A 23,503-nucleotide genomic window follows, 5' to 3' on the forward strand; every position below is an offset into this window, starting at 1 on the left:
TTCCTAAGCTTAAACGTTTCAGAGCCATACACTTTGTTCTGGTCGTATCATCGAACATAGTACACGGTGACTAGTGAGTTGCCATATCCTCTGTACAAGTTTAAAGAGTTATCCCGCCCCTCATAATGATTCCATAGGGGCGGGAATGCTCCTTTGCTACGCCTACGACTAAGAAGTCATTAGCTTGATTCTCCCTGCCATAACAGCCTTTTCAAGCCTTAAATGCAGTTGTTCCATCAATAAGTCCGTCTTGACCGTTTGAACACGCCCCAAGATATCCTCGTAGTGAGCTACCATTTAACACACAATCGATTACTGTCTGTATAATCGAATCGCATGTTTCCAATTGCTCGATTAAAGCATCCTCTTCATTCACGAGACTCTCGTACTCTTGCGTGAAATTCTCCATGCTTAGTCACCCCCTTGTTTTGAGATACCAAAATCGTAACCGCAAAAAGGCATTTGTGAACGCACTAGTTTGAAACTTTTTATTTATGACAAAAAAAGGCATCACAGCTATCCCCACCCCGATACCTTGGGTATTGCCGCTTCATCCTTATTCGGAAGAGAGTCTCGTGATGTACCGGGCAAAAAAAATTGGAAAAGGAGTGCATTAAAATTCACTTTTCGTTATTAACAACAATGTAGGACGAGATTATTTTTCATCAAGTAAATTTAGATGTCGTGAATCCGTGTCCATCGTACACATCAAATATTCCAGTTTCTCTTGCTGTAATAACAGACTCTAAATTTTCTACTTCGCGCTCCCGTCAAACTTCGTTTGACGGAAGGTCATTGTTAATAACTTAACTACTAAAGTACTTATAACATAATATTAATAGGTGTCATTTTAACCAACTTCCTCAGCACTTTTTACTGAGTAAGGGTTATTTTTTACCCACTTGTGTGCAGAAAACACTTTTTAATAAACAAATATGAAATTGCAAAAACTATAAAAAAAACCACCTATTGGTGGCAATGAACAGAGTTTTTGGGACCATACATTCGAGTTCCTATTGTTTCATAGATTTCATCTATCATTTTGCAAACATCGTCCATAATAGCTTCATATTGTTCAATGAAGTTATTACCATAAGCCAGCCGTATGCGTTCTATAATAGAGGCATAGTATTTGGGGTACGAGACAAAATCCAAAGTTGCTTCCGTATATATATTCGCGATTAGGGGGAGGTCGAAATCATAATTAAATGATGTTTCAACCTTTTCCCAACTCCCAATTAACTCTTGCCTTCTCCAATGAACGTATTCACTTAACAGGGCATATGGATTTTCAGTAAGGGAGTTAATCATGTATCTATTACGACTGTTATAGTATTTACGAACGGTGATGAACTTCTTTTCTTGTAATGATTTAATTGCATTCTTAATGGTACTTCTAGATAGATTTGTATTTCCACGAATTATTGGTTCTGGAACTGAGCAATAGCCAACTTCATCACTTTCTTTATTACTTGCTGCCCAAGAGATAAGTTCGAGAAGTACCAGCTTTTCAGATGGTTGCATAAAATAGCACCTTCTTAAAATATCTGGAAGCTGTAAGTAAAATCTATTATTGATAGTCTTTATTTCTTTGAAGCTTTCTGTTAGTTCCACAAACGGTGAGTCATACATTTTTTCCAAAAATTTCTTCATTGTGTTAGTCCCCCCTCGTAATATTTTCTTTTTAATTTTCAGGCATCAAGATGAACAAGGTTGAATCCTTTATGAAGGCTCAATATTTCAGTCCCCCTACTACACTTATACGAAGTGGAGTTCTAACTGTTTAGTGCAAAAATAAAAGACCTTCTGATTTACAGAAAGTCTCTTGTTCGGGTCAGGTTGGCTTACAATATTAATACAAAGTAATGAAAGTTTCACCTTCGCATTGAAAGCCATCATTATGTAACACTGATTTAGTAAACTCTCACCTTAAACATAAATAATCAACTATTTAAAATAGTTATTTCATATGTGAAGCGGCAGAAACAATGCTAGAATATTTCGTAAACACTTTCTTACTAACCACGAGCTTATGTATTCGGTACAAAATGGTCGAAAACTGAGCGCGACTTAATGAGCCTTTAGGATAAAGCATGCCACTTGCATCGGCAGTAATAAAACCCTGATTATGAAAATTCACAATTGTTTGAGCGAGTGGATATGCAGTATCTCCACCATTAATCCTGTCCTGATTCCTAAACTGTGCGAAAATCAGATGTTGTGTTTTGTCACCACGTTGTTCCGCTTCCTCTTGCTCTTTCCACATATCGGAGAACTCTGTAGGGGTTTTAGCTATTCTGAATATTACATCCTTCATTTTAGTTAAAGTTTCCTGTAATTGCTTATCAGTGACATCAGGATTTAGAAACTGGTCAAAGCATATTGCAAATAAGCCAGCCGTTTCCAATCTTGTTAGTTGATGTTCTGGCTCAAACAGAAGTTCATAGTTACCATTGAAAGTAAACTTATACTCAAACTGGCTATCATAGAGTTCTGAAATTTCTTTATACGCCCAATAAGTATTAGTCACATCAACAAATCCTTTTATATTGGTATACTTGGCTTCTGTAAGTTGGTTTGCATCAATTTGCTTTCTTACATACCTTGGCTCAGGCAATGTGTTCGACCTGTACTTATCAAACAAGCGTGCGACAATTACAGTAAATTCAGCCTTTGTTACAGAATTCTCAGGTTTAAATGTACCGTCAGGATAACCTTTTAGGACACCCCTATCTGTCATAAAATTTGATGGCTTCCATAGCCCAACCATACTGCTGCTCATTCACATCATTGAAAGGCGTTTTAGCTTGAGCGGCGGGGAAGATAATTGAAAGGCAACTCGTGAGTACAAGAACTGAACATAGGAACTTAATCAATAACTTCATTTGGACTACTCTCCCTTAATATAAAATGACCACACAGCCATAAGGACTGTATGGTCTCTTTCAAAAGTGCTCCTGCTATGGACGTGCAGACTCTACCTCATTGATTATGTTAGCAATCATCTGGCCATCAATAATCTGCCCCGCCCGCTTCAAAGCGTGGATAACTCCTGCAACGTTGTTGTAAAATACTGAGCACAGGACATATTTCATTTCGTATGCTGACAGCCTCCCTGCGGTAACGGCGGCGGTTAGTGCAACAGCTATCTCGTGAGACTCTACATCCCCCGATACGTGCTTATCACGCATCATTTTAATTACGGCTTCGATTTGGACTTCATTGTACTTCATGGACACTCATCTCCTAAATATTATTGGCGGTACAAAAGATGGGCGTGCTAGGAGTGTCCATAAAAAGTGAATTATCAAATATATAAGACCACATCATATTAATAGGTAAAAGACGCAGCTAGAGCAATTAGACCAATTATGAGTAGTATTGTTAAAATCACCCATCCTATACACCCCAATATCGGATTAATGGTCTGTCTAGCTCCACATTTCGGGCATTTGTTCGCATTAGTTGCAATATCAGTTTTACATGTTTTGCATTGTTTAAGATTGTTCTTACCGAAGCCTTTTAAAACTATGAATATAACAGCGATAGTAAAAGGAAGCATAAATATTAAACCCGTTATAAGAAATGCTCTTGATTCTCCTAATAAAGTGTCTGGTAACAAGGTACTTCCCCCCATAATCTATTTAAGGAAGTTCTTCCAATTCTCTGTCGAGCTCCCCCGTAAAATACTCTACACAGATTACTGAAATTGTAAGGCCTTCTTTTTCTACAAGGTCGGCGGGCGGCTCATCTGTAAACACAAGCCCATATACTCGATGTTGAGGACTAAATACAGCAGTTGTGCATACAGCCCCCTTCCAACCAAACAATTGGAGATTCATCTGGTTGGCTAACCATGTAGGTGCAATTTCCATACTCATTTGCGATTGCCAATCGACATATCCTAGAAACTTCATTACTGCAACCCCTTATCTTCTTGTTCAGGTTGGTGGCGTGGGAGAGTCCTCGCAAGTTAGATTTACAATACCAATTGGATAACCACTCACATTGTACGGCAGATAGTTACGAGTTAATTCAATGATTTGAGCTACATTTATATCAATAGATATAGCAACCTTCTACTCCCAATAGTACAGATGGACTAGTTAATTTCCTTATTAACCCATAATATTGTTTAATCGTACAAAAATCAATACATATTTTCTAATTGGAGCTACTGTATCTATATTTGCCCCTCACCTACTCTTATAATGAGGTGGTATCATTGGAATTCAAGAAGCTTCTAGGAAGCAGAATCAGAGCTTTACGTAAGGCAAACGGTTTGACTCAAGAGCAGCTTGCTGAGCGTTCGGAGATTCATTATTCGTACATAGGCGGTGTAGAGCGGGGCGACCGAAACATATCCGTAGATACCCTTGAAAAGCTGCTTATTGCCTTGGATATTCCAGCATATGAGTTGTTTCGATTTGATAGCAGTTTAACTTCACAGCAGCAAGCCCGGCGGGCGGCTTTGGATGAACACATGACATTGTTAAGCAATAGAAGCAAGGACGATATTGAAATGCTGTCCGACATTAATCGTGGTATATTAAAGGCTATTGATTCTAAGAGGCAATAGCACAAACAGAAACAGTTAATTACTTCATCAATCACCCTATCGCCCATCCGTCCCAAATGCTTGAAAACCTAGGCTTCATCTTCTTTAACGAACCCCAAAAACGGTGCGTGGTGCGCAGAGAATAAGTTGCTTCTTCGAGCGCACCGAAATGCACCAAATAACCTTGCTCAACCCCTCAGTGCTGATGGGGAATATCAAATTCATTTATTGACTATTACATTTTAGAGTTTACAATAAATAGGTAATTAGTCTGTAATATGAGGAGATTATTAAGATGGGAAAACCACTTACATCCACCCAAGAAAAACTAAGAGATGAACAGATTGAGATGAATGAAAAATACATTAATTTAATAAACAAGCTACTAAATGAGTTTACAGGATTCGTTAAAAATTCGGAGGAGTATAGCTCTTTTCTTGTTCAAGTCTATGAGAAACTAGACAGAGCCCATTCTATGGTACTTCAAGGAGAATTCGCCGATTATTATACGAAAAACTTCTTACCTACTTCTTCCCCACTTTTTCTTTTTTACGGTGGAATAAATGAGGATTTCGAGTACTTGGGGGAAGAAGAACGTAAAAACCTTACAAAGAACTTGCCCAAAAGAACCGACTACATAAAAGAACTTGCATATTTCAAAGAAAAGATAATCGAGTTGGTTGATAATATTGTAGCTTCAAATTCATTTATTATTCGTTTTGAGTCTATGGATAGTTTTTATAAGGAACTATACTCTCTTTCAAAGAACAACTGGGTATATCCAAGAGAGACTGCAAGAAATAGTGTACTAGGAAACCGACAATTCATTTCCCCTTTAGCTCTACACGGGGTTCCAGTAATTAATCCATTCCATATTGATTTGTATTTAAATTTTGCACCTGAGTTTTTAACAGCCACGGTGCTTAAAGGCAAATTAACTAAACTTCGAACACAATTAAAGGCTATAAATGCTAACCTCCCATTTGCAGAACTTTGTGAGGTTGTCCCCCACATACAAAACATTGTTAAAGGAATCGATACAAGCACTTCTATTGGTTCAAACACAAGTATTGGGTCTGGTAATGCTATCGGTGACAAAGCTGTTGTGGAAGGTGATTAGAGTGGGAACAAACATTGGTGATAATAATAAAATTGGTGACAATAATGCAATTGGTAAAAATGCTAAGGTCACAGTGAAGAGTCCTCCAATAACAAATCCTATTTCAAAAAAATGGTATGAGAAACATCCATGGATATACGGCATTGTTTGTTCTATTATCGGCAGCTTCATATTAATGTTTACCTTTTGGAAACACATTGTAACTTTTATCGAGAACTTATTTAATTAATTTAAGTAGTCCGAGTGCTTCTCAGAATGCTTTCACTGCTCAGTTTTCATAAAATTATGTAACGTACGAGTAAGGCAAATTCTAAACTAATAACAGAATAATGTGATTTGTTATTTCAGGTTGAAATAACCAGAATGGATTGTTAATTATGAATATTACAATTAATAAATGCCCAATTCCAATCATATGGATGGATACAAATGTAATCATAGACATTACGAAATATAGGCAGGGAATACCATTAAAAGGAGTACAAATGGAACGTATTCCTAAGTTAAATGATGTTATTTATCAAAAGACAAGGGAACATAAATTGATTTATGCAGAAGGGGACCAACGCGAGGAGATAAATAGTCTTATCAAAGAAGCACATAGTGCCCAGTCATTTCTTTCTATTGGGACTAAATTCAAATACAGAAAAATGATACATGAAAGACAGTTGTTCGATAGCATGAAGTCATATATCAATAAAGAGAATCATGTTGAGTTAAATTACAAAGATGCTTTTCGACGCGACCCTATTACTCAACTAGAAGAAAAAAGGAATGGATATTTAAAAGGCTTAATTATTTCTGTCCATATTGATACTAGTCAGAATGAACTTATTGAAAGAGAGCGACTGAAAGAACATATAGTAGAAGAATTTGAAGCAATTCGGCAAAGAGCAATAAAATCAGGAACCACTTATGATGAACAATTAGACAGAGAACACTCGGGATTGTTACAAGCATGTCATACTGCATTAGCAAATTTTAATGATAAAATTCAAAATGGTCTTATACCCACAAAAGAGGAATTTGACCAGTTAGCTATCTTCACTTCATTAAATGATATGTGGGAAGGTTTGAATGTTAGAGGGTTTGGTAGTGTATTCGATTTTCTCTGTTCGGATGATTTTAAATTAATTCCTTATGAAGATATACAAAGTAGGCTTTATGCCAAAATAATGACTAGCATAAAGCCTATTGAGTCAGGTGATTCGATGGATATTCAGCATCTTAGTACTGTAATTCCATATTGCAACTATGTAATCACCGATAAGAAAATGAAAAACAGAATTATAGAACTAGGTATAGATAAAAAATACAATACTAAAGTCTATTGTTTAAGTGACATTGATGAAATATTGGGTACATTGGAACAATTGTAAGCTATCCGATTACTTAGAACTTGTCCTTTTTTCGTTTCAGATGAATAGTACTTCTCGTATACAAGTACTTATAGAACAATTTGCCCAGCCTTGTTGAGTGGAATGCCACGTTATAGCTATTGGTTCTCTTATCCACTCTCATCTTAACATCATGCTTCAAGGCTTTAGACAAGATGCTCCTCAGGCGCTCTGAGAAGGCTACAGAACCGCACGAGAACTGTACCAACAGTTGTTTACTGCTTATACATATAGAGCCGTCACCGTCAAAATAACCGCGTATAAAATGGCTCATATACTGCTCTGGCACCTCAGGGAATAGCATTGTCTTGGACTTCTTTGGGGTCAATCCAAGCTCAATTAATCTCCTAGCAACATCGCGGCGGGAAACACTAAAGCCATAACTGAATGTTCCGAACTGTTTACTTCTACACCGAAAGATATACGCTGAATCAATACCAAGAAGTGCTGCAACATCGAGTACGTGTTGCTTATCCTTTTCCTGTAGCTGTAAACGGAAACGATTATCGGATAAGTTGCCATCTGCAAATAATAATCCTAATACATAAGCCATTTCAGGGTTCCATGCATCGAAGAAGTCCTCCTTGAATGGTATTCCTCGCTTCATTGCTTGTGCAATACCACTGTCACGAGCTTGAATGTTATACTCCTTCATTCTGGCTCGTACATAACACTGTGACCTTCCAATTTTCCTGGCAATGTCCTTCTGTGATATCTGTTGCGCCACGTAAAGGTCTGTAAGCTCAACCTTAGTCAGTTCATAAGCGTTCGATAGGTCTAGTGTTCTTCTCGGAACACCGTACTTTCTCATACGCCACATAACATAGTCCTTGGTTTCTCCGATTAAATCTCCAATCTTCTTCAAGCTAAGCCCCTGCTCTATGTATAGCTGCTCAAGCTGCTCTTTGGTAAATTTCATCCTGTTTTGTCCCCTGTCATCGGAGTAACATTGGAGTAACATTTTCTATGCAGGTAGTACCTATGGAATCAGGAAGGGGATTTTATTAATTCAGAACCGCCTTTTTGCCCTTGATTATACTGTGGTTGTACCCATGCTTTAGAAAATGTAATTCCTTCTGTTTCTCAAGTCTTTTAATTGACAGGGTAGGGGTCAGTGGTTCGAGCCCACTACAGGTCATACACGAAAACCCTTGATAGATAAGGGTTTTTTTCTTTTTATAAACCTTTTACCCTATCAATTTATTTCTAATAAAGTCCATTGCTCACCGATTGCTCACATTCATCTAGAGAAGCATGCTTCCGATTTTTTGAGCGGCATCTTGTTGCATATTGGGCATTACGTGGGAATAGGTGTCTAAAGTAATTCGGATTGACGAGTGACCTAGCCTTTCTTGAACGATTTTTGGATGTTGGTCAAGCTTCATCAGTAGAGAAGCATGGGAGTGCCTTAAATCATGGAACCTTATTTTCGGTAACTCACTTTTACCCAGCAGTCTGTACCACGTTCTATTTAGGTTCCTTGGTGACATCAATGTGCCTTTGGACGTGCAGACAACCAGACCATTGTCCTCGTATTGCTCACCAAGATGCATTTTCTCTTGGTTTATAAGCCTCTGGTGCTTTTTCAGTTCGTTAAGGGTGGCATAATCAATTGCTATGGAGCGAATGCTATTCTTCGACTTACCCCCCGGATTTAAGAGTCTTACCATCATGCGATAAAGTCTGACGAACAATGACATTACTATTATCTAAGTCAACGTCACACCATCTCAAACCTAGAATTTCGCCCTGACGCATTCCTGTAAGTAAAGCTAAATGGAAATCGATATACAGTCTAGATTCTTCATTATGTGCTATTTTCAGGAATTTCCTGACCTCTTGCTCGTCCCACACCTTCATTTCCTTATGTGTTACTTTTGGCTTATCGACTTGGGCGGCTACATTCTTGTGTATCAAGTCTTTCTTAACCGCATTGTTTAAAGATGAGTTGACGATAGAAAAAATGCGGTCAATCGTTGAGTTCGACAACCCTTTGTTTATAAGTTGGGTAATAAACCTTTGAATATGAAGGGCGGTCAATTTAGAGAAGGGAATGTTCCCTAAAGACGGAAGGATATGATTCTTGCCATGTGCCACATACATTTCAGCAGTTTGTGGGCTTATGCTGTGATGCTTGTTTGTTAACTACTCCTTAAAGTAGTCACTAAACATAAGCTTGCTCGGCTCCACGTAAATACCTTGCTGTATTTCGTATTTTACTCTGTTGTATTCTTCTTCCGCTTCCTTCTTGGTTTTAAAGCCCCGACGCATAATCTGTATCCGTTTTCCTTGTTCGTCTTTTCCATTTTCGAGAACAAACAACCACTTTTTAGTTTTTTCATCTCTTCTGTCATGTGTGGGTGGCATAAAATAGACAATTTTCCTGATGTGACAGTATTCGCGCACAAACTACAACCAAACTTGAATAGTGCAACCAGAAATTGACTGTGGCACTATCAAAAAGAGATGCGAGATTAAGATTTTGTTGAAACAGAAAGAAGATTGACAAAACAAAAATAGCACCTTATCATCTAAGGTGGGAGAAAAGTTCCAGTTTATTCTAATTCTTTAAACCCATTGGAAGTTACTGATGTTCCCGCATCAGCGTGTATTTCATGGACATGTTTAGTCACGTCTTATGACTAAACGCTATGTAAACCTTGGTGAAAGCGATATGTAGGAGCAACATGCTATGGCTTCGCCGCTGAATAGGATAATGCCAGTAAAAAAGAGTGTAACGAAATTGAGGATATAAAAAGAACGCTGATACGGCATAGCGTCGTATAGCGTTCTTTTTACGTATTTATAATTAGGACTTACTCTTTATTTGTAATGATGACGGAATGAGAGTTGTTATCCCATTCAACGTTAGCGCCAAGCGCTTCACTGACAAAGCGAATTGGAACCATTGTATTTTCATTGATTAGCTTTGCAGGAACGTCAAGCATAACCATCTTACCGTTTACCCATGCTTCATTAGAATTGATGGCTAAAGTAATTTTTGTATCATCCTTTGTAGCCGTGATCGTTTGTGTAGCCCCATCCCATTCAACCTTAGCGCCTAATGCTTCAAATATTGCTCGTAAGGGAACCATCGTTCGACCGTCTACATTGACAGGTGTTTGGTCAAACTTTTGCAGTTGTTCATCTACCGTTACAATAATATCCTGCGTTCCATTGTAAGTAATAAATTTAGGTTTAGAAGTAGCTTTGCCACCTGTCTTAGGGTCTACAACTTCAATAACAATGTTATAGCCACCAGTCTGTAAGTTCAAATCGTCTAGCGTTTTTGTAATAGGCTTCGATGGGTCAAACTTAATACGCTTTACTTCATTTTCATTGGCATCTAAAACGACAACATAATAAACATAACTCTTATTTATGGATGTTGTAGTTACCGTAATCGTATATGTAGCGTCGGGATTTACAATAATTGTACCCGGAAATGTGTCACCTGACGGTATCGACAACGTAGGTTGTGGAATAACCCATGTGACAGGGTTGGAGCGAACTTTCGTTGAGCCATTCACCATTTCCAATTGTAAAGTATACGAGCTAGGAGGAAATGAACCGCTGTTTAATGTTACCTTAGGGCTTCTTGGATTTACAGTAACACGCTTTATTTCCTTACCGTTAGAGTCTATTACCACAAGATAATATTTTGTTGTGTAATCATTTGATTTTGCCTGTATGATTATACGAATTGTCCCACTAGATGTGACCTCTACACCGCCCGGAAAAGTACCGTTACCTGTATCTACTGTGTTTGTTGGTGTTTGACCCGTAGACCCGACTGGAATCGACCATGTGACTGGCGCAGATTTTATAGTGTCGTTACCACTCGTGAGTTCAATGAATATCGTATAACTGCCCGATGGTAAAGCTAAATCACTAGAGGATATTTTTGGGTTTTTTAGGTCTATGGCAATCCTCTTGACCTCGTTACCGTTATTATCCCATACAATAAGATAAATTTTAGCATTTGCGTACGCAGGTTGCATTTGTACTGAAATGGTGATTGTGCCATCCTGATTGACGTTCACTTTGCCCGGAAATACGGCAGTAGCTAAAGCAATAGTTTGGGTTGTAGAAGTTAATGTGCTGTTACCGCATGACGTATCGGAGGCTACTACTTGAATTGCCGTTTTTGTTGTGCTTGGAACATAATTTCTTGTTTCAAGTGTTACAATATAGTTATCCTTCGTGGCAATAAAATCAACAAGAGCCAATGGTAAATTCTTAGCGCTTATGTTAATAATGCCTGTTTTCATAGAAACGGTATACTCTTTGCCATCACGACCGACAACCGTTTGTTTGACCATTTTCACATTTACTATAGCATCAACCTTTGCACGACCTGCTTCCTTGCCATCCTTCCCGGTAAAGATAACCTCCACGTATTGGTCGTAGCCCTCTTGCACAATGACACTTGCTGATAAAGTCCCCTCTTTTGTTAGTGTTGCATCGTTTATAACCACATCAGTTAAGGAAGGCGGTATCGGGTCAAATATTGGAGCAATGCATAACGCACTTGCTTCTTTCGCCCCCAATCCCACAGTCATAAATGCGACCACTAGAATGAACAGACCAATCTTCTTGATATTCTTGATGAAATCCATGTTATACTCTCCCTTTGTATGTAACTTCTTCCTATACATATTAATACATTCGACTCAATTCGACTACCACTATTTATGATTCTATAGAACTATCACCCCTACTTACATTCGACAAAATAGATACAGGAAAAATATTACTATAAAATAATATTTAAAGATACTGGAATAAACGTTAAATGTATTCAATGCCATATTTTTATAGCGAGAAGCATTACCTACACTTTTTAGAAGGGGTGGGGTAATGGACGAAATAATCATATTGACAATACTTAATCTCCTGACAACATTATACCTGATTGTCTTCAATCACTGTATTGAGCGGTGGAAAGGAAATAAAAAAGCGTCATAAAGTTAGATGGATGCAATGGACTTAGTCTTGATAAAGCCTTTTAACGGCACTTAGTCTTCTTCTGTGGGCTTGGAGTAACTTAGTACCATGTCTGCTGAACTGTGACCGCTGAGGGATTGGATAACCGCTATGTCTTGGTTGGCTCTTACAAGCCCTGTGATAAAAGTATGGCGGAGTTGATGGGCATGTAGGTCATGTTGCTCTAAAATGTGCTGAACGTTCCTAACACTAATACGCTTGTCTCTGTTGCTGATAAATAAGGCTTCGTGGTCGTCAGCCCGTTCTTCAAGGTATTTTCTAATAGCCCACCTTGTATCAACGTCTAAGGGCAATGTACGGACTTTGTTGCCTTTACCTGCCCTAACCCTCAACTCGACTTTACGTTAGGTCATACAAAAGAAATGCGAGAAAAGCCTTGATATATAAGGCTTTTTTTGTTGTCATCAACGTTTTATACCGATGGAAATAACCCTTGTTTTAATGATTGATGTAAAACTGATGTAAAACTGATGTAAAACGGTAATATACATGCGTAGAAATGAGTATACAGCAGCATAAATAAATTAAAAATGAGTTTCCAAGAAATTTGCACGGATCATCTGTGCATTGCCACCGTTTCGGTTCTTTATTTATGTTTTTGGCTAACACGGGGGATCACCGCGGCTTTCTTCGGAACGTAATGCCTTGTATGCCGTCGAAAATCATTAAAACACAAGTGCAATTATGCCATAAATTAAATCCATATTTTAATCTCCCTTATGGTATGATCCATCCCTTAATCTTGTAGAGCAAAAGAAGCGTTTTGCCTGCTCTAGCAGGGAACTTCATTCATTTGTCGAATTCATCTGAATATGGGAGGTGATACAATGTCAAAAGGAAAAGATACAAAGAAAGAAGTAAAAAAGAAGCCAGTCAGCACTACAATTCAAGCAACTCCTGGTAGTAATCTTACTCAACAATTAACAAAGAAAAAGAAAGAGTATAAATAGTAGATTCCACTACTTTCCATGTGCTTTGTATATATTTTTCCACACATAAAAACAGCTAAAGACGCATAGACAGAACTGCTTGTCAGGAAGCTCGCTTTGCGTGACTACCTCCGCGTTGGCTTTTTAGCTGTTTTTATGTTGGTCGGAACTTACTTAACGCGTCCAACCTTGCGCTGGTCGATCATATCGTATGGCCATCTACGCATTAGAAGGAGAGGCTCCTACCGGCTAAGCATCATCATCTGAGAAGTTATCTTCACTGGTAGGATCAACGAAGCGGATCAAGATTTCACCGCTACTTTGGATGTTGAATTTATCATCTTCGCTTAAACCACACATCTTCATCAGTTCTTTCCAGTAACCAAAGCCTTTGCTGCCGCCCTTTCTCGCTTCACGAACTCCGATATTCACCAATTGACCCGTTTGATGTTAGTTCGTGTTGTTTCTCTAATAAATCGACTTGATGTGAAATTGATGTAAAACATTAACATCAATGAGTAGATATCAATAGAAATAAACACAACAAGATAACAAATACCCTTTAAACAAAAGGGATTCAGTAGATATCAATATGTATCAATATAAGACAGGAATCATTTTAACAGGGTAGAAGTCAGTGGTTCGAGCCCACTACGGGTCTTTAGCACAGAAAGCCTTGAATCCATGTGGATCAAGGCTTTTTTTCATTGGTACAGATGAAATTTATTCACTGATACGGTATGGTTTTAGACCTCTTCAGCCCCTATTTTATATCGATGAGTAAAAATCTTATTCGACTTATTGTGTTTCTCTATGAAATGACCCGGACAATAGGAGTCCGGGTCATCTATCATTCGTTATTACTTTTTAAGAAAATAACTTTCCAGGTCGTCAAGCAACAAGTTAGCTGCTTTAATGCCTCCTGCCGTATTCCAAACTGCGTCACTCACTTTGTGCACGTTTCCTTTTTTCACGACATCAATGTTTTTCCAAAGCGGATCATTCATCCACTCCTGCTCTATTTTGTTTCCTTCGCCGTTTTCATTATCGTAGGTGAAATAGAAAAGCACATCTCCGTCCATATCCGGAATCCGTTCTTTTTGCACATCATCAGCGAATTTTTCTTGATCCTGCGGTGCCGGACGTTGGAATCCAAGTTTTTTCAATATAACGCCAGAGAACGTGTCTTTCATATAAATCCGGACTTTACCTGGCAAGAATCGAACGATGGACACCTTCGTATTTAGTTTATCTCCAGCATTTTGTTTGAAAACAGTAATGCGTTTCTCGAAATCTCCAATGATTTTATCGCCTTCGGCTTTTTTATTCATAGCTTCTGCATAGACTCGATAGTTAACTTGCCAGTCGCCCATAAGCTTTTCAGAAAATACGGTTGGCGCGATTGCAGATAATTGCTGATAAACCTTTTCTTGACGCAATTTATTGCCCAGTATGAGATCTGGCTTCAGGGAGACAATCAATTCCAAGTTGGGTTGATTCTCGTCGCCTACGACTGTAACGCCCTCCATGTCCGACTTAATATGGTCATACCAGGCCCCAGTACTTGTAAAAGATTTCACAGCACCAATAGGTTTGATACCTAAGCTTAATACAGCTTCGGTTCCTTCATTCGTAAGAACGACTATTCTCTTGGGTGTTCCTGTAATTTTTGTTTCGCCCATTGCGTGCTTTACGGTGTATTCTCCGGAATTGTTTGGCTCTACTGACACTTTAGGCTCATTGCTTGCCGCCTTATCAGGAGTGTTGGATTCTGTTTGTTGTCCACAACCTGCAAGAATGAGTACACACGCCATAACAAGAACGAGCAGCCTACCACTGAAATTGCGGAAATTATTGACTTTTCTTTGTAGCATGAATCTCTTAACCCCCAATTATTATGATAATGATTATCATTTGCGGTTTCCATTCTAACTACTCCAGGTCATCTTGTCAAGTAATAACGTTGTACCTTATAAACCAACCCTCGAAAAATAGGTATGAAAAAAGCACCCTCAATTGAGAGTGCTTCGCGGTTTATGTGAGGCAATTGCGGATTTTCTTGGACTCAAGATTTAAAACTTTTGGGACGAATTGACCACTTGGAAACTATTGGCTACACGAAAAACCCGCTTATCATCAATTGCAACATGATCCTTTGAAAACCCCGTGATGAGCCCTGGAGGATAGATGGTTATATTGCCTTGATATGCTCTAACTAATTGACCTGTTTTTTTCGCCTCTTCGAATTCAGCATCCGTTACTAGCTCTTGTCCTGTTTCCATATCCACACCTGGCCTTTTTTATATAATGTAATCCCTATAACCTTATATACCCCAATATTATAAGATTGTATCAATACTATTGCCACAGTCTCATAGAATATGCATTTTTAATGGACATATTTACATAATCGATCCCAGAGGGGTAGAAAGTTTTATTGGATTCCGTATGTAAGCTAACTCATCTTAGCCGTAAGCAGCCATTCACTGTGGAACTAGGAGTCAAGCTCTAATTTTGAGATTGAGCCTATATAATCATACATGTTATTATACCTATATAATATGGGAGGTTGTTGAGGATGAAAACAAAAAGCGGACATAGTTTGACTGAGATTCTTAAAGAGGCACTTGAGGCGGCGGAAATCCTAAAAAATGATGGGATCGAAATTGATTATAATGAAGGTTTGATTTCGATCAGCCGTGCGCCTGGCGAGATACTTATGGAGATTAATATTGACGAAGGGGACTTTATCCAGGTTGGTGATTTTAGAGATATTCACGGTCAAAAATATAAAGTTACTAGAATTGCCCAAGTTCGGGTTAATCGCAACTATGCAACAATGAGCGTTCTTCTATTGAAAGTAGATTAATGCTTCCACATGCCGGAAACAAATAGCCCTCGATCCCTCAGGGTTGTTTTAGACACACATATCAAGGGTTATTATGTGTTCGATGGCTTCTGATCAAAAATGATAGATTTGAGTTTATTATTATAGAGTGAATAATCAAGGAAATATAAGGGGATTCTATTCCTATTCTAACGCCCTTACATGTAAGCGGGGGGAATTAGTAGCACGCCTTACTGGGCAAGCAACGTCCGTAGGCTAAAAGGAGGATCATCCATGCCAAAAAAAGAAAACATATCCGCGGTGGACAATGCAATCAATTATGTGCAGCATGCTATTGAAAGTACTGTTGAAAACACGGTCGAAGCTACGGAGGATCTCGCTAAGCGAACCCAAAAAGCGTATGACAAAAATGAGGATTACAAAAAGTGAAATTTCTACCAATTTTGATGATGGAGGATTGATCTACATCCATATAAGCACAGATAGCTTTAAGGTGGCTTCCCTTCAGAATTATGATCAGGCTGTGAAGATAATAGAAGCCGCCGAATTGTCGATTGCCCAATTAGTCGGGAACCAGGTTACGCTTATCGCATATGAGAAAAATGAAAATTCAACAAATAATGTGCAGGATGATAAAGCTACATCCGAACTTAACGAACCTTAATCTGTGAGATGGTTTTATGAGCCAAACCGTAAAAAAGCCTTCAGCCTTCATTCCCTTTGGTTTGTCAACAGACCCAAATGGATATGGATTGAGGGCTTTTTTCTTTAATAATCGCCTAAGTAATTATCTTTCCTTTATTATCTTTGTCATTATCGTTGCCTTGGTCTAGATCTTTTTCGCAGGCCGCAAGCCGCCTGATCCTTTGCAAGCATCTTTACAATCTGTGGAAATCGCCGAAGCGATCCGACTTCGAAAACCAAGCTACATCAAATTAACTGATTAGCTTTCCACAAATATGGTTAAAAAGAGATAGGCACCTTGAAGGAAGGAAGTGTTAATTATGCTTTGGACCATATTCGCTGTTATTCTTATTTTGTGGGGATTAGGGTTTGCGTTTGATGTCGCTGGTGGTTTGATACACATTCTGCTTGTACTGGCTGTCATTTCACTGGTTTTCAATTTATTCAGCAGCCGGAGAAGCCGTTAACTTTAGACACCTAAAAAGTTAACGTTCTAATAAAATTAAAAGCGAAGCCCTTCTGATTTAAACATCAGAAAGGGCTTTTTTAATATTCGCTATTCTTATTGAGTTAGTTTGGGTAAGTAGTAATAAGGGGGGATTCTGATGGAATGGTATATTTATGCACCTTGTATACTTGCAGTAACCGCAGCTATGACGATTAGTTATATCAAATATATAAAAAAGGGGCGTGGTGCTTAGCGCAAACATTCATTGAACCTTAATGGACTTCACGATCTAAAGCCCTAAGGTACAGCTTCATCCTGGATTGGAGCTCAATGCTGCTGACTATCACATTATTCAAATTGATTTTGTGATGATGCTGGTATCGAAAAAAAAGCTGCCCCATGATTTGTTGGATGTCAAGCTGGACATCTTCCATCGCCCATTGTAATTTCGGGTTATAAATAAGCAGATGCTCTAGACTTTCTGTCACTTCAGATAGCAGTAAATACTCTTTTAGCAGTTCTTCCTCGTTCATTGTTGAATAGGGCAGCTTCAAAAAATCACTTCCTTAGTAACAAGGTGGGTCCCGGTTTCAGGCCTTAAGAACTATATCGGTAAATGATTCTTTAGAGTGAAGCTTATTTTTATTTTCCTTGCATTTTGCGAGCGCTTTAGAATTGTATGGTTCTTAACAGCAAAAAAGCCTGATCGAAAGATCCAGGGTTTATGCTTGGAAAGCTATTTTCTTTGTAAAACCGTTGTCCCGGTCATAAATCGGATCCATTTAAACGAGCTCAGCCATCGAGCTGCAGCAATAGATAAAACGGTACATATCGCAAAAGAAATGATTGTCCTTATTGTAGCATTCCAGCCTGGCAAGCATAGGTCGGTTATATAAACCGCAGCAACCAACATCAGTGCATGAGCTAGATACGCCCCATATGAGTAATGCCCGATATAATTCAGCCAAAATTGGCATTTTGGGTTTGCCCGCTCGTAAAATTTAATAGCTATGATATACATAACCATAATGGAAAAAACAAGAAAAACCGCCATCAAGGGTTGAAGGAGCAGCGTATCATTGTAATGAATTTTAAAGCTGCCGTTGCTGTAAAAATGAGTAATAATCCTGTAGAGAAGCACACAAGTGGTTAATGCATAAAGACTGATGACTCCTATTGTCCACTTCTCCAAAAATTGTTTCCAGCTTGGCAGGTTTAAACCTGCCACCATCCCTATAACAAAGTACAGAAAAAAGAAGATCGTATTCCGGTCCGAATATTCCGCGAAAAGCGGGGTCAGCACTGGGATGTTCCAAGCGATAAAAGCATTCGCTATGCTAGGCTGCAACGCTATCAACATCATATAGGCAAAGACCAGAACCCATAGCCCTAGATAAATCTGCCGCTGTGTACACACATTTAGAATCCACCGCACCACTTGTTGAAGCAAAGGAAATATAAAATAAAACGGAACAACCATAACCACATACCAGAGATGATACATAGCTGTGCCCGTAGTCAGATAGGTGGGCAGCTTTACTATCTCATTCCATAAAGTAACCCCTTGATTATCAAAAACAAAAACATAAAGGATCGACCACATGATATAAGGCAACACGATATCTTTGCAGCGCTTGAGCCAAAAATCAACCAGTTGCACACCATCGCGGTAGTTATAAAATAAAACAAAACCTGTAATAAAAATAAACATAGGAACTGCAAATTTGGCTGCCAGCAAAAATAACGCAAGAACGATACCATCCCCAAGGGATGCTTCAGGCAAATAGGCATAATGGCCAATCGCATGCTGAAGGACTACCGCCAAAAAAGCAAATCCACGCAAAAGTTGTAGCTCTGCAATTCTAGGCTGCTTACTTTTCTTGATCGACACTTCAATTCCACCTTGCCTAGCTTGTTTATAGTTAAGTCCCTAATACCTTCTTGCCTCTTGGCTTCGACCCGGCAGCATCTGGCTCCAAAGTTATACCCAAAGCCTCAAATGAGCTTATAGCCGGAGATAAATCATAGGTTAAGATCCCGTCCCCTTTTTCATTTACACGGAACGTCCCACCATTGTACCTTACACCTTCTTTAATAAGCCACACCTGGTAAGCCCAATCACCCGAATTCATATTCAATCCATTAACCTGGAGAACTAATTGCTTGGAATCTCCCTGCTGCTTTACAAAGCATTTACCACTTGCCCCAGGCATAGCAGGATCGAACGCTTTTAAAGTATATTGGCTTACCACTTGGGCTGGCTGGGCTGTTAATTCTAAGGCTGCAGGTGGGCTGGCTAGCTGGCTATTGCTGTAATCATTGATTCCCCATCCAATAGCTGCGCCAATGGCGATATATAAAACAGCAGCAGCGACGAATGACCACCGCTTAGCTGGCTTGATCAATTGAGCTAATGGAGGTATCGCTTGAGCGCCCAGGCTATTGACAGGGCTTGATGGATCAAACTGAATGTTCACGGAATCAGGCAGGTGGCTCGCAGAATTCGCTACAACGATCGGCGGCGTATGGATCACTTCTATCTGGCTGGTCTCATAAATGCCTTTCATAATATTGTCCAGCATTTGCGATTTAAGCGAATCCGGGAGATCGATTTCCTCCATCTCATGGGGCAATGTCTGCCATACCTGCTGCAGTCCTTTCAACTCTGTGGCGCACATCGGGCAAGTCGACAGATGCTCAACAAATGCTTTGGATTGCTCTGGAGTCAGTTCATTTAGAAAGAAGGAAAACATTGGGTCACAGTTGTTTATATTCTCGCTCATGGCAGCCTTAGTCCTCTCCTTCCGGTGTCAAATGCTTCCGCAGCATTTTTAACGCTTGATGTAATCTGCTCTTCACGGTACCCAATGGTTCCCTATTACGGTCGGCAATTTCACTTAACGTATACCCTTCCCAATAAAAAAGGCGTATTAATAGCACCTGGTTCACGGTTAAGTATCGGTAGGCCGCCTCAATCTCCTGTTTTAACAATTTTCTTGAGACCACTTCCTGAAGCTCGTTCCTTGCGTTCAGCGAGGTTTGTTCAAGCTCTGCGATACCCTGGTCAAACGAAACTAGAAGCTCCTGCTTGCGCTGCTTCCTTAGCTGGTCAATCGTTATATTCCTCGTTACCGTAATGAGCCAATTGACGAAATGACCTTTACTCGGGTCGTAGCCCTTATCCGTGGTCCAAATTCTTGTAAACACCAATTGAACCACATCCTGAGCAAAAGACGCATCGCTTCCTGCTCCTGACTTCACTGCATAGGAATAAACAAGACGCACGTAGCGATCATATAATATACGCAATGCAAAGCTTTGTTTGTCTTTTATTAGCTGCATTAATTGCTCATCTGGATATGGCTGCACGTAATCTGCGCTCCTCGGGTCGAGACCGACCCTCTTATTATAAGAAACGAATATGTAGGGAAAAAGGTTTACTCCTATCTTCTTCTATTAAGAATAAATTTGCAATAGTTTTCACAGCCTATTCAAGCAAAAAAACCGCAGGCTTATGGGTTTCCCCCGCCTGCGGTTTTGCTAGCTTTCCCTATTTTACAATAATCGTGGCTTTCATATTATCTTTATGTGGCTCGCAATAATATGTGTATTCGCCTGGTTGTGTCAGCGTAATCGATTCCGATTCGCCTTTACCCAACAGTTTGGTCTCAAACTCGGGCTTGCCGTCAGCCTTCAATCGATCGGAAACCGCATTATGATTAAAGCGATCGTTATTAGTAAACGTAATCGTTGAGCCTGCTTCAACAGTAAGCACCGCTTCGGAGAAAGCGAAATTTTCAATTGCCACTGCATAGGCTTTGGCAGCCGCCACAGGTGCCGGTGTTGCTGGAGCTGGTACAGGCACTACAGGTGCCGGTGTTGCTGGCATTGGCATCGGCATTGGTGCTGGTGCTGCTGGTGCTGGTGCTTGCCCAGCAGGCGCTGGAACAGCTGGCGAGGATACGGCTGGAACCTTAGGAGCCGCAGCAGGATCAATCACATACCAAACTTTACCTACATCCTGTCCTGTAACATCTCCGGCTTTCATATCTTTAATATAGTAATATAACGGCCAGCCTTGGTAGGTGGTTTGTTTGGTGCCATCATCACGTGTAATTGTGCCAAAATCAGCAGCCTTCAGATCTCCCATAGTTGGAAAATGCTCCGAATAAAATATCGGCCAATTCACCTCACAATTCCCTTTACATACGCTCATGTTTATCGTATCTTTCGTATACAGATAAAGCGACATCCCTTTGGAATCAACGAGAAAATTTCCTAAAGTGTCATTCTTGGCTATTTTAATGGCTGAGTGGTTAATTACCATCCAGACACCACCTACAGCCTGCCCTAGCGTATCTCCTGCCTTAAGATCCTTCGCATAATAATACAAGGGCCAGCCTTGATAAGTGGTTTGCTTTTTGCCATCCTCGCGGACGATGGTTTTGAAATCAGCGGCATTCAAATCGCTTGTAATTTGAATGTTGTCCGCTGCGAAGATGGGCCAGTTCGTAACGCAGGCATCTTTACAAGTGCTTACATCTGGTGTGTCCTTCATAAACATATACAGTGTTTTACCTGACTCGTCGGTCAAATAAGAGCCTACCTCCGAGCTTCGAGCTACTTTAATTGAAGCGAATTGTGCACCTGCTGCTTTGTTAGCCTCGACTACTTTTTGCTCAACCAAGATGTCAAGAAGCGTTTTGGTGCCTCCCTTAACTTTCGATTTAAGCGCCTCCACTGTTGCTGTAGCAATATGTAAATTACGTAAGGCACCTGCCTCAGCTACTTGCGATAATCCCATTGTTCCCGCAAAATCCAGAACACCCTCATACTTAAAATCGGTATCCTGTTTGTAACCAAGCGATTCTAGCAGCACTTTATAATATTGTTGAGCAGTAATCTGGGCAGATGGATCAAAATTACCGTTGCCTGTTCCCGTCCAGCCCAATTGTGGGTTCGCTTTCAAATAGCCCAAAATATTTTTGTTGCTTTCATTAACCTTGGCTGCATCAACAAAATTATCTGTTGCTTTGAATCCAGTCGCCGTGGCTTCCATTCCTTTTAAACGTAAAAATAAAATAGCAGCTTGCAGCCGAGTCGTTGTTTTGGCCAAATAACCCGTTGTAACCCCATTGCCATCGCCTTGTAATACGCCCAGATCCGCTACAATTTGTGCATCCGTCTTTATATTCGTTGCTGTTGGGGCATCTGCTGCCCATGCTGGAAAGGCGCTCCCCAGTATTAATGCGCTTGCAAGCAAACCTGCCGCTACTGTTTTATTGCTGTTGATCATGCGATATTCAACCTCCATTAATAGGATATAGATGCACTCACACCTATCCAAGTTAACGCAAGGATAAAGACATAGGTTTTATAGGTTTTTGAATAAATTTACTAATAATGCTAAACGTTGATTAAATAACTCTGATGATTTAAACTTCTAATTAAAGTTCTTTCTTTTCAATCCAATTATATATATGGAGGTCCACACCATGAATAGTAACGAGGCCATTGAGTATTTAGAAAATACAATTAGTAAAGAAACCGATGGGCTTCCAGAGGAATTGTTTTTGTTTGTAAGTCGAATCACTCCGCTTATAAGTGTAGATCTTCTTATCAAAAACGAAGCCAACGAGACTTTATTCACATGGCGCGATGATGTATTTTTTGGAAAAGGCTGGCATTTGCCTGGAGGTGTTATTCGACATAATGAGTTATTTGCCAATCGGATTGTAAAGGTAGGGCAAATTGAACTAGGGGCCAGCTTGGAGTATGACGAGCAGCCTTGCACTTTTGTACAGGACTTAAATGTGGATAAAAAAGACAGAGGGCATTTTATTGCTTTCTTATATAATTGCCGCTTGCTATCAGACCCGGACGAGTCCAAACGTTATTATGGTGGCAGTCCACGCGTGGGTGAATGGGCATGGTTCAGCGGGTCGCCCAATCCTTTATTAAAAGTTCATGAGGTATACAGCTCGTATTTCAAATAACATCAAGTAATCGCATTCGTTAGCAAAAATTAGCAAGCCCGGCATCCGCTCCATAAATTGGAGTAAATGCCGGGCTTGTCTGATTTGAATATTTGTGAAAATCCTTATGTACCAAGGTCTTTTCGATATGGGCCTTGAGGGACTCGAACCCCCGACCAATCGGTTATGAGCCGACCGCTCTAACCAACTGAGCTAAAGGCCCAAAAAATTTGGTTGCGGGGGCAGGATTTGAACCTGCGGCCTTCGGGTTATGAGCCCGACGAGCTACCGGGCTGCTCCACCCCGCGTTAGTTGATTAGCAAGTTGCTCTCATAGCAACGTTTTCTATTTTACAATGAATTCAAAAGAAAAGTCAAGAAAAAGTTGAGAGAATCTTATAAAAGGTAACGAACTCCAAAACGTCCCTTCGGAGATCGAAACACTTCCACTTCCTGTGGGCATTCATATCCATAAATCCACCAGTCCTCTTCCATCCTTTTCGCCAAACAACCTGCCTGAAATTTATTATCATATAGC

At 39.8% G+C, this 23,503-nt stretch carries 29 protein-coding genes, 2 tRNA genes and 1 pseudogene; 10 read left to right on the forward strand and 22 right to left on the reverse strand.

The window, feature by feature from the left end; all coding sequences use genetic code 11:
- Nucleotides 1-211 precede the first annotated feature (211 nt).
- The 5 genes from G9U52_RS01695 to G9U52_RS01715 form a co-directional block, all read right to left on the reverse strand.
- On the reverse strand, nt 212-409 hold the full coding sequence (locus tag G9U52_RS01695) for a hypothetical protein (RefSeq protein WP_166145220.1): 198 nt from the start codon (nt 407-409) through the stop codon (nt 212-214).
- A gap of 557 nt (nt 410-966) precedes the next feature.
- Nucleotides 967-1,653, reverse strand: coding sequence for a helix-turn-helix domain-containing protein (locus G9U52_RS01700; RefSeq protein WP_166145223.1), 687 nt, complete (start codon nt 1,651-1,653; stop codon nt 967-969).
- Nucleotides 1,654-1,960: 307 nt separating this feature from the next.
- Nucleotides 1,961-2,782, reverse strand: a complete 822-nt coding sequence (locus G9U52_RS01705) for an S-layer homology domain-containing protein (RefSeq protein WP_207952744.1) — start codon at nt 2,780-2,782, stop codon at nt 1,961-1,963.
- Nucleotides 2,783-2,960: 178 nt separating this feature from the next.
- The gene (locus tag G9U52_RS01710) at nt 2,961-3,233 is read right to left on the reverse strand and encodes a hypothetical protein (RefSeq protein ID WP_166145228.1); all 273 of its coding nucleotides are present in this window, start codon (nt 3,231-3,233) and stop codon (nt 2,961-2,963) included.
- A 411-nt stretch (nt 3,234-3,644) separates the two neighbouring features.
- Nucleotides 3,645-3,917 (reverse strand): hypothetical protein, encoded by a 273-nt coding sequence (locus G9U52_RS01715; protein WP_166145231.1) that lies wholly within the window; start codon nt 3,915-3,917, stop codon nt 3,645-3,647.
- A 308-nt stretch (nt 3,918-4,225) separates the two neighbouring features.
- Between G9U52_RS01715 and G9U52_RS01720 the strand changes: the two genes are divergently transcribed.
- The 4 genes from G9U52_RS01720 to G9U52_RS01735 all read left to right on the forward strand — a co-directional run bounded on the left by G9U52_RS01720 (nt 4,226) and on the right by G9U52_RS01735 (nt 7,057).
- Nucleotides 4,226-4,579: a helix-turn-helix domain-containing protein gene (locus tag G9U52_RS01720; RefSeq protein WP_166145234.1), complete on the forward strand. Its 354-nt coding sequence runs from the start codon at nt 4,226-4,228 to the stop codon at nt 4,577-4,579.
- 274 nt (nt 4,580-4,853) lie between these two features.
- Complete coding sequence (locus G9U52_RS01725; RefSeq protein ID WP_166145237.1) at nt 4,854-5,678, forward strand: hypothetical protein; 825 nt, start codon at nt 4,854-4,856, stop codon at nt 5,676-5,678.
- Between the two features lies 1 nt (nt 5,679).
- Nucleotides 5,680-5,907, forward strand: coding sequence for a hypothetical protein (locus tag G9U52_RS01730; RefSeq protein WP_166145240.1), 228 nt, complete (start codon nt 5,680-5,682; stop codon nt 5,905-5,907).
- A gap of 148 nt (nt 5,908-6,055) precedes the next feature.
- Nucleotides 6,056-7,057 carry a hypothetical protein gene (locus G9U52_RS01735; protein WP_166145243.1) on the forward strand — a complete coding sequence of 334 codons (1,002 nt, stop codon included), beginning with the start codon at nt 6,056-6,058 and terminating at the stop codon, nt 7,055-7,057.
- Nucleotides 7,058-7,070: 13 nt separating this feature from the next.
- On the opposite strand, the gene G9U52_RS01740 is transcribed toward G9U52_RS01735, so the two are convergent.
- From G9U52_RS01740 to G9U52_RS01765, 7 genes and pseudogenes are all read right to left on the reverse strand, one after another.
- Nucleotides 7,071-7,994, reverse strand: coding sequence for an LAGLIDADG family homing endonuclease (locus G9U52_RS01740; RefSeq protein ID WP_166145246.1), 924 nt, complete (start codon nt 7,992-7,994; stop codon nt 7,071-7,073).
- Between the two features lie 325 nt (nt 7,995-8,319).
- Complete coding sequence (locus tag G9U52_RS41560) at nt 8,320-8,775, reverse strand: tyrosine-type recombinase/integrase (RefSeq protein ID WP_375790212.1); 456 nt, start codon at nt 8,773-8,775, stop codon at nt 8,320-8,322.
- On the reverse strand, nt 8,717-8,935 hold the full coding sequence (locus tag G9U52_RS40740; RefSeq protein WP_279538541.1) for a tyrosine-type recombinase/integrase: 219 nt from the start codon (nt 8,933-8,935) through the stop codon (nt 8,717-8,719). The genes G9U52_RS41560 and G9U52_RS40740 overlap by 59 nt, the downstream gene beginning before the upstream one ends.
- A 51-nt stretch (nt 8,936-8,986) precedes the next feature.
- Nucleotides 8,987-9,205, reverse strand: a pseudogene (locus tag G9U52_RS40745) (tyrosine-type recombinase/integrase); the annotation flags it as partial.
- Nucleotides 9,206-9,220: 15 nt separating this feature from the next.
- Nucleotides 9,221-9,442: an Arm DNA-binding domain-containing protein gene (locus G9U52_RS01755; protein ID WP_166145255.1), complete on the reverse strand. Its 222-nt coding sequence runs from the start codon at nt 9,440-9,442 to the stop codon at nt 9,221-9,223.
- A 449-nt stretch (nt 9,443-9,891) separates the two neighbouring features.
- A complete protein-coding gene (locus G9U52_RS01760; protein ID WP_166145256.1) occupies nt 9,892-11,694 on the reverse strand; it encodes a copper amine oxidase N-terminal domain-containing protein in 1,803 nt (600 codons plus the stop codon).
- Nucleotides 11,695-12,093: 399 nt separating this feature from the next.
- Entirely contained in the window at nt 12,094-12,414 is a 321-nt protein-coding gene (locus G9U52_RS01765; protein WP_311764790.1) for a tyrosine-type recombinase/integrase, read from the reverse strand.
- Between the two features lie 495 nt (nt 12,415-12,909).
- Here G9U52_RS01765 and G9U52_RS40750 point away from each other — a divergent pair, with 495 nt between their 5' ends.
- Complete coding sequence (locus G9U52_RS40750) at nt 12,910-13,032, forward strand: hypothetical protein (RefSeq protein ID WP_279538526.1); 123 nt, start codon at nt 12,910-12,912, stop codon at nt 13,030-13,032.
- Nucleotides 13,033-13,260: 228 nt separating this feature from the next.
- On the opposite strand, the gene G9U52_RS01770 is transcribed toward G9U52_RS40750, so the two are convergent.
- The 3 genes from G9U52_RS01770 to G9U52_RS01780 form a co-directional block, all read right to left on the reverse strand.
- Nucleotides 13,261-13,443, reverse strand: a complete 183-nt coding sequence (locus tag G9U52_RS01770; RefSeq protein ID WP_166145259.1) for a hypothetical protein — start codon at nt 13,441-13,443, stop codon at nt 13,261-13,263.
- 428 nt (nt 13,444-13,871) lie between these two features.
- Nucleotides 13,872-14,885, reverse strand: coding sequence for an ABC transporter substrate-binding protein (locus G9U52_RS01775; RefSeq protein ID WP_166145262.1), 1,014 nt, complete (start codon nt 14,883-14,885; stop codon nt 13,872-13,874).
- Between the two features lie 198 nt (nt 14,886-15,083).
- Nucleotides 15,084-15,293 (reverse strand): hypothetical protein, encoded by a 210-nt coding sequence (locus G9U52_RS01780; protein WP_166145265.1) that lies wholly within the window; start codon nt 15,291-15,293, stop codon nt 15,084-15,086.
- Between the two features lie 296 nt (nt 15,294-15,589).
- Here G9U52_RS01780 and G9U52_RS01785 point away from each other — a divergent pair, with 296 nt between their 5' ends.
- From G9U52_RS01785 to G9U52_RS01800, 4 genes are all read left to right on the forward strand, one after another.
- Nucleotides 15,590-15,880, forward strand: a complete 291-nt coding sequence (locus tag G9U52_RS01785) for a hypothetical protein (protein ID WP_166145268.1) — start codon at nt 15,590-15,592, stop codon at nt 15,878-15,880.
- Nucleotides 15,881-16,132: 252 nt separating this feature from the next.
- The gene (locus G9U52_RS01790; RefSeq protein ID WP_166145271.1) at nt 16,133-16,288 is read left to right on the forward strand and encodes a hypothetical protein; all 156 of its coding nucleotides are present in this window, start codon (nt 16,133-16,135) and stop codon (nt 16,286-16,288) included.
- Entirely contained in the window at nt 16,260-16,523 is a 264-nt protein-coding gene (locus tag G9U52_RS01795; RefSeq protein WP_207952747.1) for a hypothetical protein, read from the forward strand. Before G9U52_RS01790 ends, G9U52_RS01795 begins: the two co-directional genes overlap by 29 nt.
- Nucleotides 16,524-16,863: 340 nt before the next feature.
- The gene (locus G9U52_RS01800; protein WP_166145276.1) at nt 16,864-17,010 is read left to right on the forward strand and encodes a lmo0937 family membrane protein; all 147 of its coding nucleotides are present in this window, start codon (nt 16,864-16,866) and stop codon (nt 17,008-17,010) included.
- A gap of 253 nt (nt 17,011-17,263) precedes the next feature.
- On the opposite strand, the gene G9U52_RS01805 is transcribed toward G9U52_RS01800, so the two are convergent.
- The 5 genes from G9U52_RS01805 to G9U52_RS01825 all read right to left on the reverse strand — a co-directional run bounded on the left by G9U52_RS01805 (nt 17,264) and on the right by G9U52_RS01825 (nt 22,287).
- On the reverse strand, nt 17,264-17,545 hold the full coding sequence (locus G9U52_RS01805) for a hypothetical protein (RefSeq protein WP_166145279.1): 282 nt from the start codon (nt 17,543-17,545) through the stop codon (nt 17,264-17,266).
- A 182-nt stretch (nt 17,546-17,727) separates the two neighbouring features.
- Nucleotides 17,728-18,882 carry an acyltransferase gene (locus tag G9U52_RS01810; protein ID WP_166145282.1) on the reverse strand — a complete coding sequence of 385 codons (1,155 nt, stop codon included), beginning with the start codon at nt 18,880-18,882 and terminating at the stop codon, nt 17,728-17,730.
- A 31-nt stretch (nt 18,883-18,913) separates the two neighbouring features.
- A complete protein-coding gene (locus tag G9U52_RS01815) occupies nt 18,914-19,774 on the reverse strand; it encodes an anti-sigma factor (RefSeq protein ID WP_166145284.1) in 861 nt (286 codons plus the stop codon).
- Between the two features lie 7 nt (nt 19,775-19,781).
- Nucleotides 19,782-20,360 (reverse strand): RNA polymerase sigma factor, encoded by a 579-nt coding sequence (locus G9U52_RS01820; protein WP_311764791.1) that lies wholly within the window; start codon nt 20,358-20,360, stop codon nt 19,782-19,784.
- A gap of 181 nt (nt 20,361-20,541) precedes the next feature.
- Nucleotides 20,542-22,287, reverse strand: coding sequence for a plastocyanin/azurin family copper-binding protein (locus G9U52_RS01825; protein ID WP_166145287.1), 1,746 nt, complete (start codon nt 22,285-22,287; stop codon nt 20,542-20,544).
- Between the two features lie 199 nt (nt 22,288-22,486).
- Between G9U52_RS01825 and G9U52_RS01830 the strand changes: the two genes are divergently transcribed.
- A complete protein-coding gene (locus G9U52_RS01830) occupies nt 22,487-22,987 on the forward strand; it encodes an NUDIX hydrolase (protein WP_166145290.1) in 501 nt (166 codons plus the stop codon).
- Between the two features lie 128 nt (nt 22,988-23,115).
- Here G9U52_RS01830 and G9U52_RS01835 read toward each other — a convergent pair.
- Together G9U52_RS01835 and G9U52_RS01840 are read right to left on the reverse strand one after the other, a co-directional pair.
- Nucleotides 23,116-23,189, reverse strand: a tRNA-Ile gene (locus tag G9U52_RS01835).
- Between the two features lie 8 nt (nt 23,190-23,197).
- Nucleotides 23,198-23,274: transfer RNA gene (locus G9U52_RS01840), tRNA-Met, on the reverse strand.
- Between the last annotated feature and the right edge of the window lie 229 nt (nt 23,275-23,503).

The organism is Paenibacillus agricola (genome assembly GCF_011440305.1).
Classification (GTDB): Bacteria; Bacillota; Bacilli; order Paenibacillales; family NBRC-103111; genus Paenibacillus_S; species Paenibacillus_S agricola.

Bases quoted from the DNA above. Each gene is read 5' to 3' on its own strand.
- G9U52_RS01695 (WP_166145220.1), bottom strand. From the start codon at position 409: ATGGAGAATTTCACGCAAGAGTACGAGAGTCTCGTGAATGAAGAGGAT.
- G9U52_RS01700 (WP_166145223.1), bottom strand. From the start codon at position 1,653: ATGAAGAAATTTTTGGAAAAAATGTATGACTCACCGTTTGTGGAACTA.
- G9U52_RS01705 (WP_207952744.1), bottom strand. From the start codon at position 2,782: ATGAGCAGCAGTATGGTTGGGCTATGGAAGCCATCAAATTTTATGACA.
- G9U52_RS01710 (WP_166145228.1), bottom strand. From the start codon at position 3,233: ATGAAGTACAATGAAGTCCAAATCGAAGCCGTAATTAAAATGATGCGT.
- G9U52_RS01715 (WP_166145231.1), bottom strand. From the start codon at position 3,917: ATGAAGTTTCTAGGATATGTCGATTGGCAATCGCAAATGAGTATGGAA.
- G9U52_RS01725 (WP_166145237.1), top strand. From the start codon at position 4,854: ATGGGAAAACCACTTACATCCACCCAAGAAAAACTAAGAGATGAACAG.
- G9U52_RS01735 (WP_166145243.1), top strand. From the start codon at position 6,056: ATGAATATTACAATTAATAAATGCCCAATTCCAATCATATGGATGGAT.
- G9U52_RS01740 (WP_166145246.1), bottom strand. From the start codon at position 7,994: ATGAAATTTACCAAAGAGCAGCTTGAGCAGCTATACATAGAGCAGGGG.
- G9U52_RS41560 (WP_375790212.1), bottom strand. From the start codon at position 8,775: ATGTCATTGTTCGTCAGACTTTATCGCATGATGGTAAGACTCTTAAAT.
- G9U52_RS40740 (WP_279538541.1), bottom strand. From the start codon at position 8,935: ATGAAGGTGTGGGACGAGCAAGAGGTCAGGAAATTCCTGAAAATAGCA.
- G9U52_RS01755 (WP_166145255.1), bottom strand. From the start codon at position 9,442: ATGCCACCCACACATGACAGAAGAGATGAAAAAACTAAAAAGTGGTTG.
- G9U52_RS01760 (WP_166145256.1), bottom strand. From the start codon at position 11,694: ATGGATTTCATCAAGAATATCAAGAAGATTGGTCTGTTCATTCTAGTG.
- G9U52_RS40750 (WP_279538526.1), top strand. From the start codon at position 12,910: ATGTCAAAAGGAAAAGATACAAAGAAAGAAGTAAAAAAGAAGCCAGTC.
- G9U52_RS01775 (WP_166145262.1), bottom strand. From the start codon at position 14,885: ATGCTACAAAGAAAAGTCAATAATTTCCGCAATTTCAGTGGTAGGCTG.
- G9U52_RS01780 (WP_166145265.1), bottom strand. From the start codon at position 15,293: ATGGAAACAGGACAAGAGCTAGTAACGGATGCTGAATTCGAAGAGGCG.
- G9U52_RS01785 (WP_166145268.1), top strand. From the start codon at position 15,590: ATGAAAACAAAAAGCGGACATAGTTTGACTGAGATTCTTAAAGAGGCA.
- G9U52_RS01790 (WP_166145271.1), top strand. From the start codon at position 16,133: ATGCCAAAAAAAGAAAACATATCCGCGGTGGACAATGCAATCAATTAT.
- G9U52_RS01795 (WP_207952747.1), top strand. From the start codon at position 16,260: ATGACAAAAATGAGGATTACAAAAAGTGAAATTTCTACCAATTTTGAT.
- G9U52_RS01800 (WP_166145276.1), top strand. From the start codon at position 16,864: ATGCTTTGGACCATATTCGCTGTTATTCTTATTTTGTGGGGATTAGGG.
- G9U52_RS01815 (WP_166145284.1), bottom strand. From the start codon at position 19,774: ATGAGCGAGAATATAAACAACTGTGACCCAATGTTTTCCTTCTTTCTA.
- G9U52_RS01825 (WP_166145287.1), bottom strand. From the start codon at position 22,287: ATGATCAACAGCAATAAAACAGTAGCGGCAGGTTTGCTTGCAAGCGCA.
- G9U52_RS01830 (WP_166145290.1), top strand. From the start codon at position 22,487: ATGAATAGTAACGAGGCCATTGAGTATTTAGAAAATACAATTAGTAAA.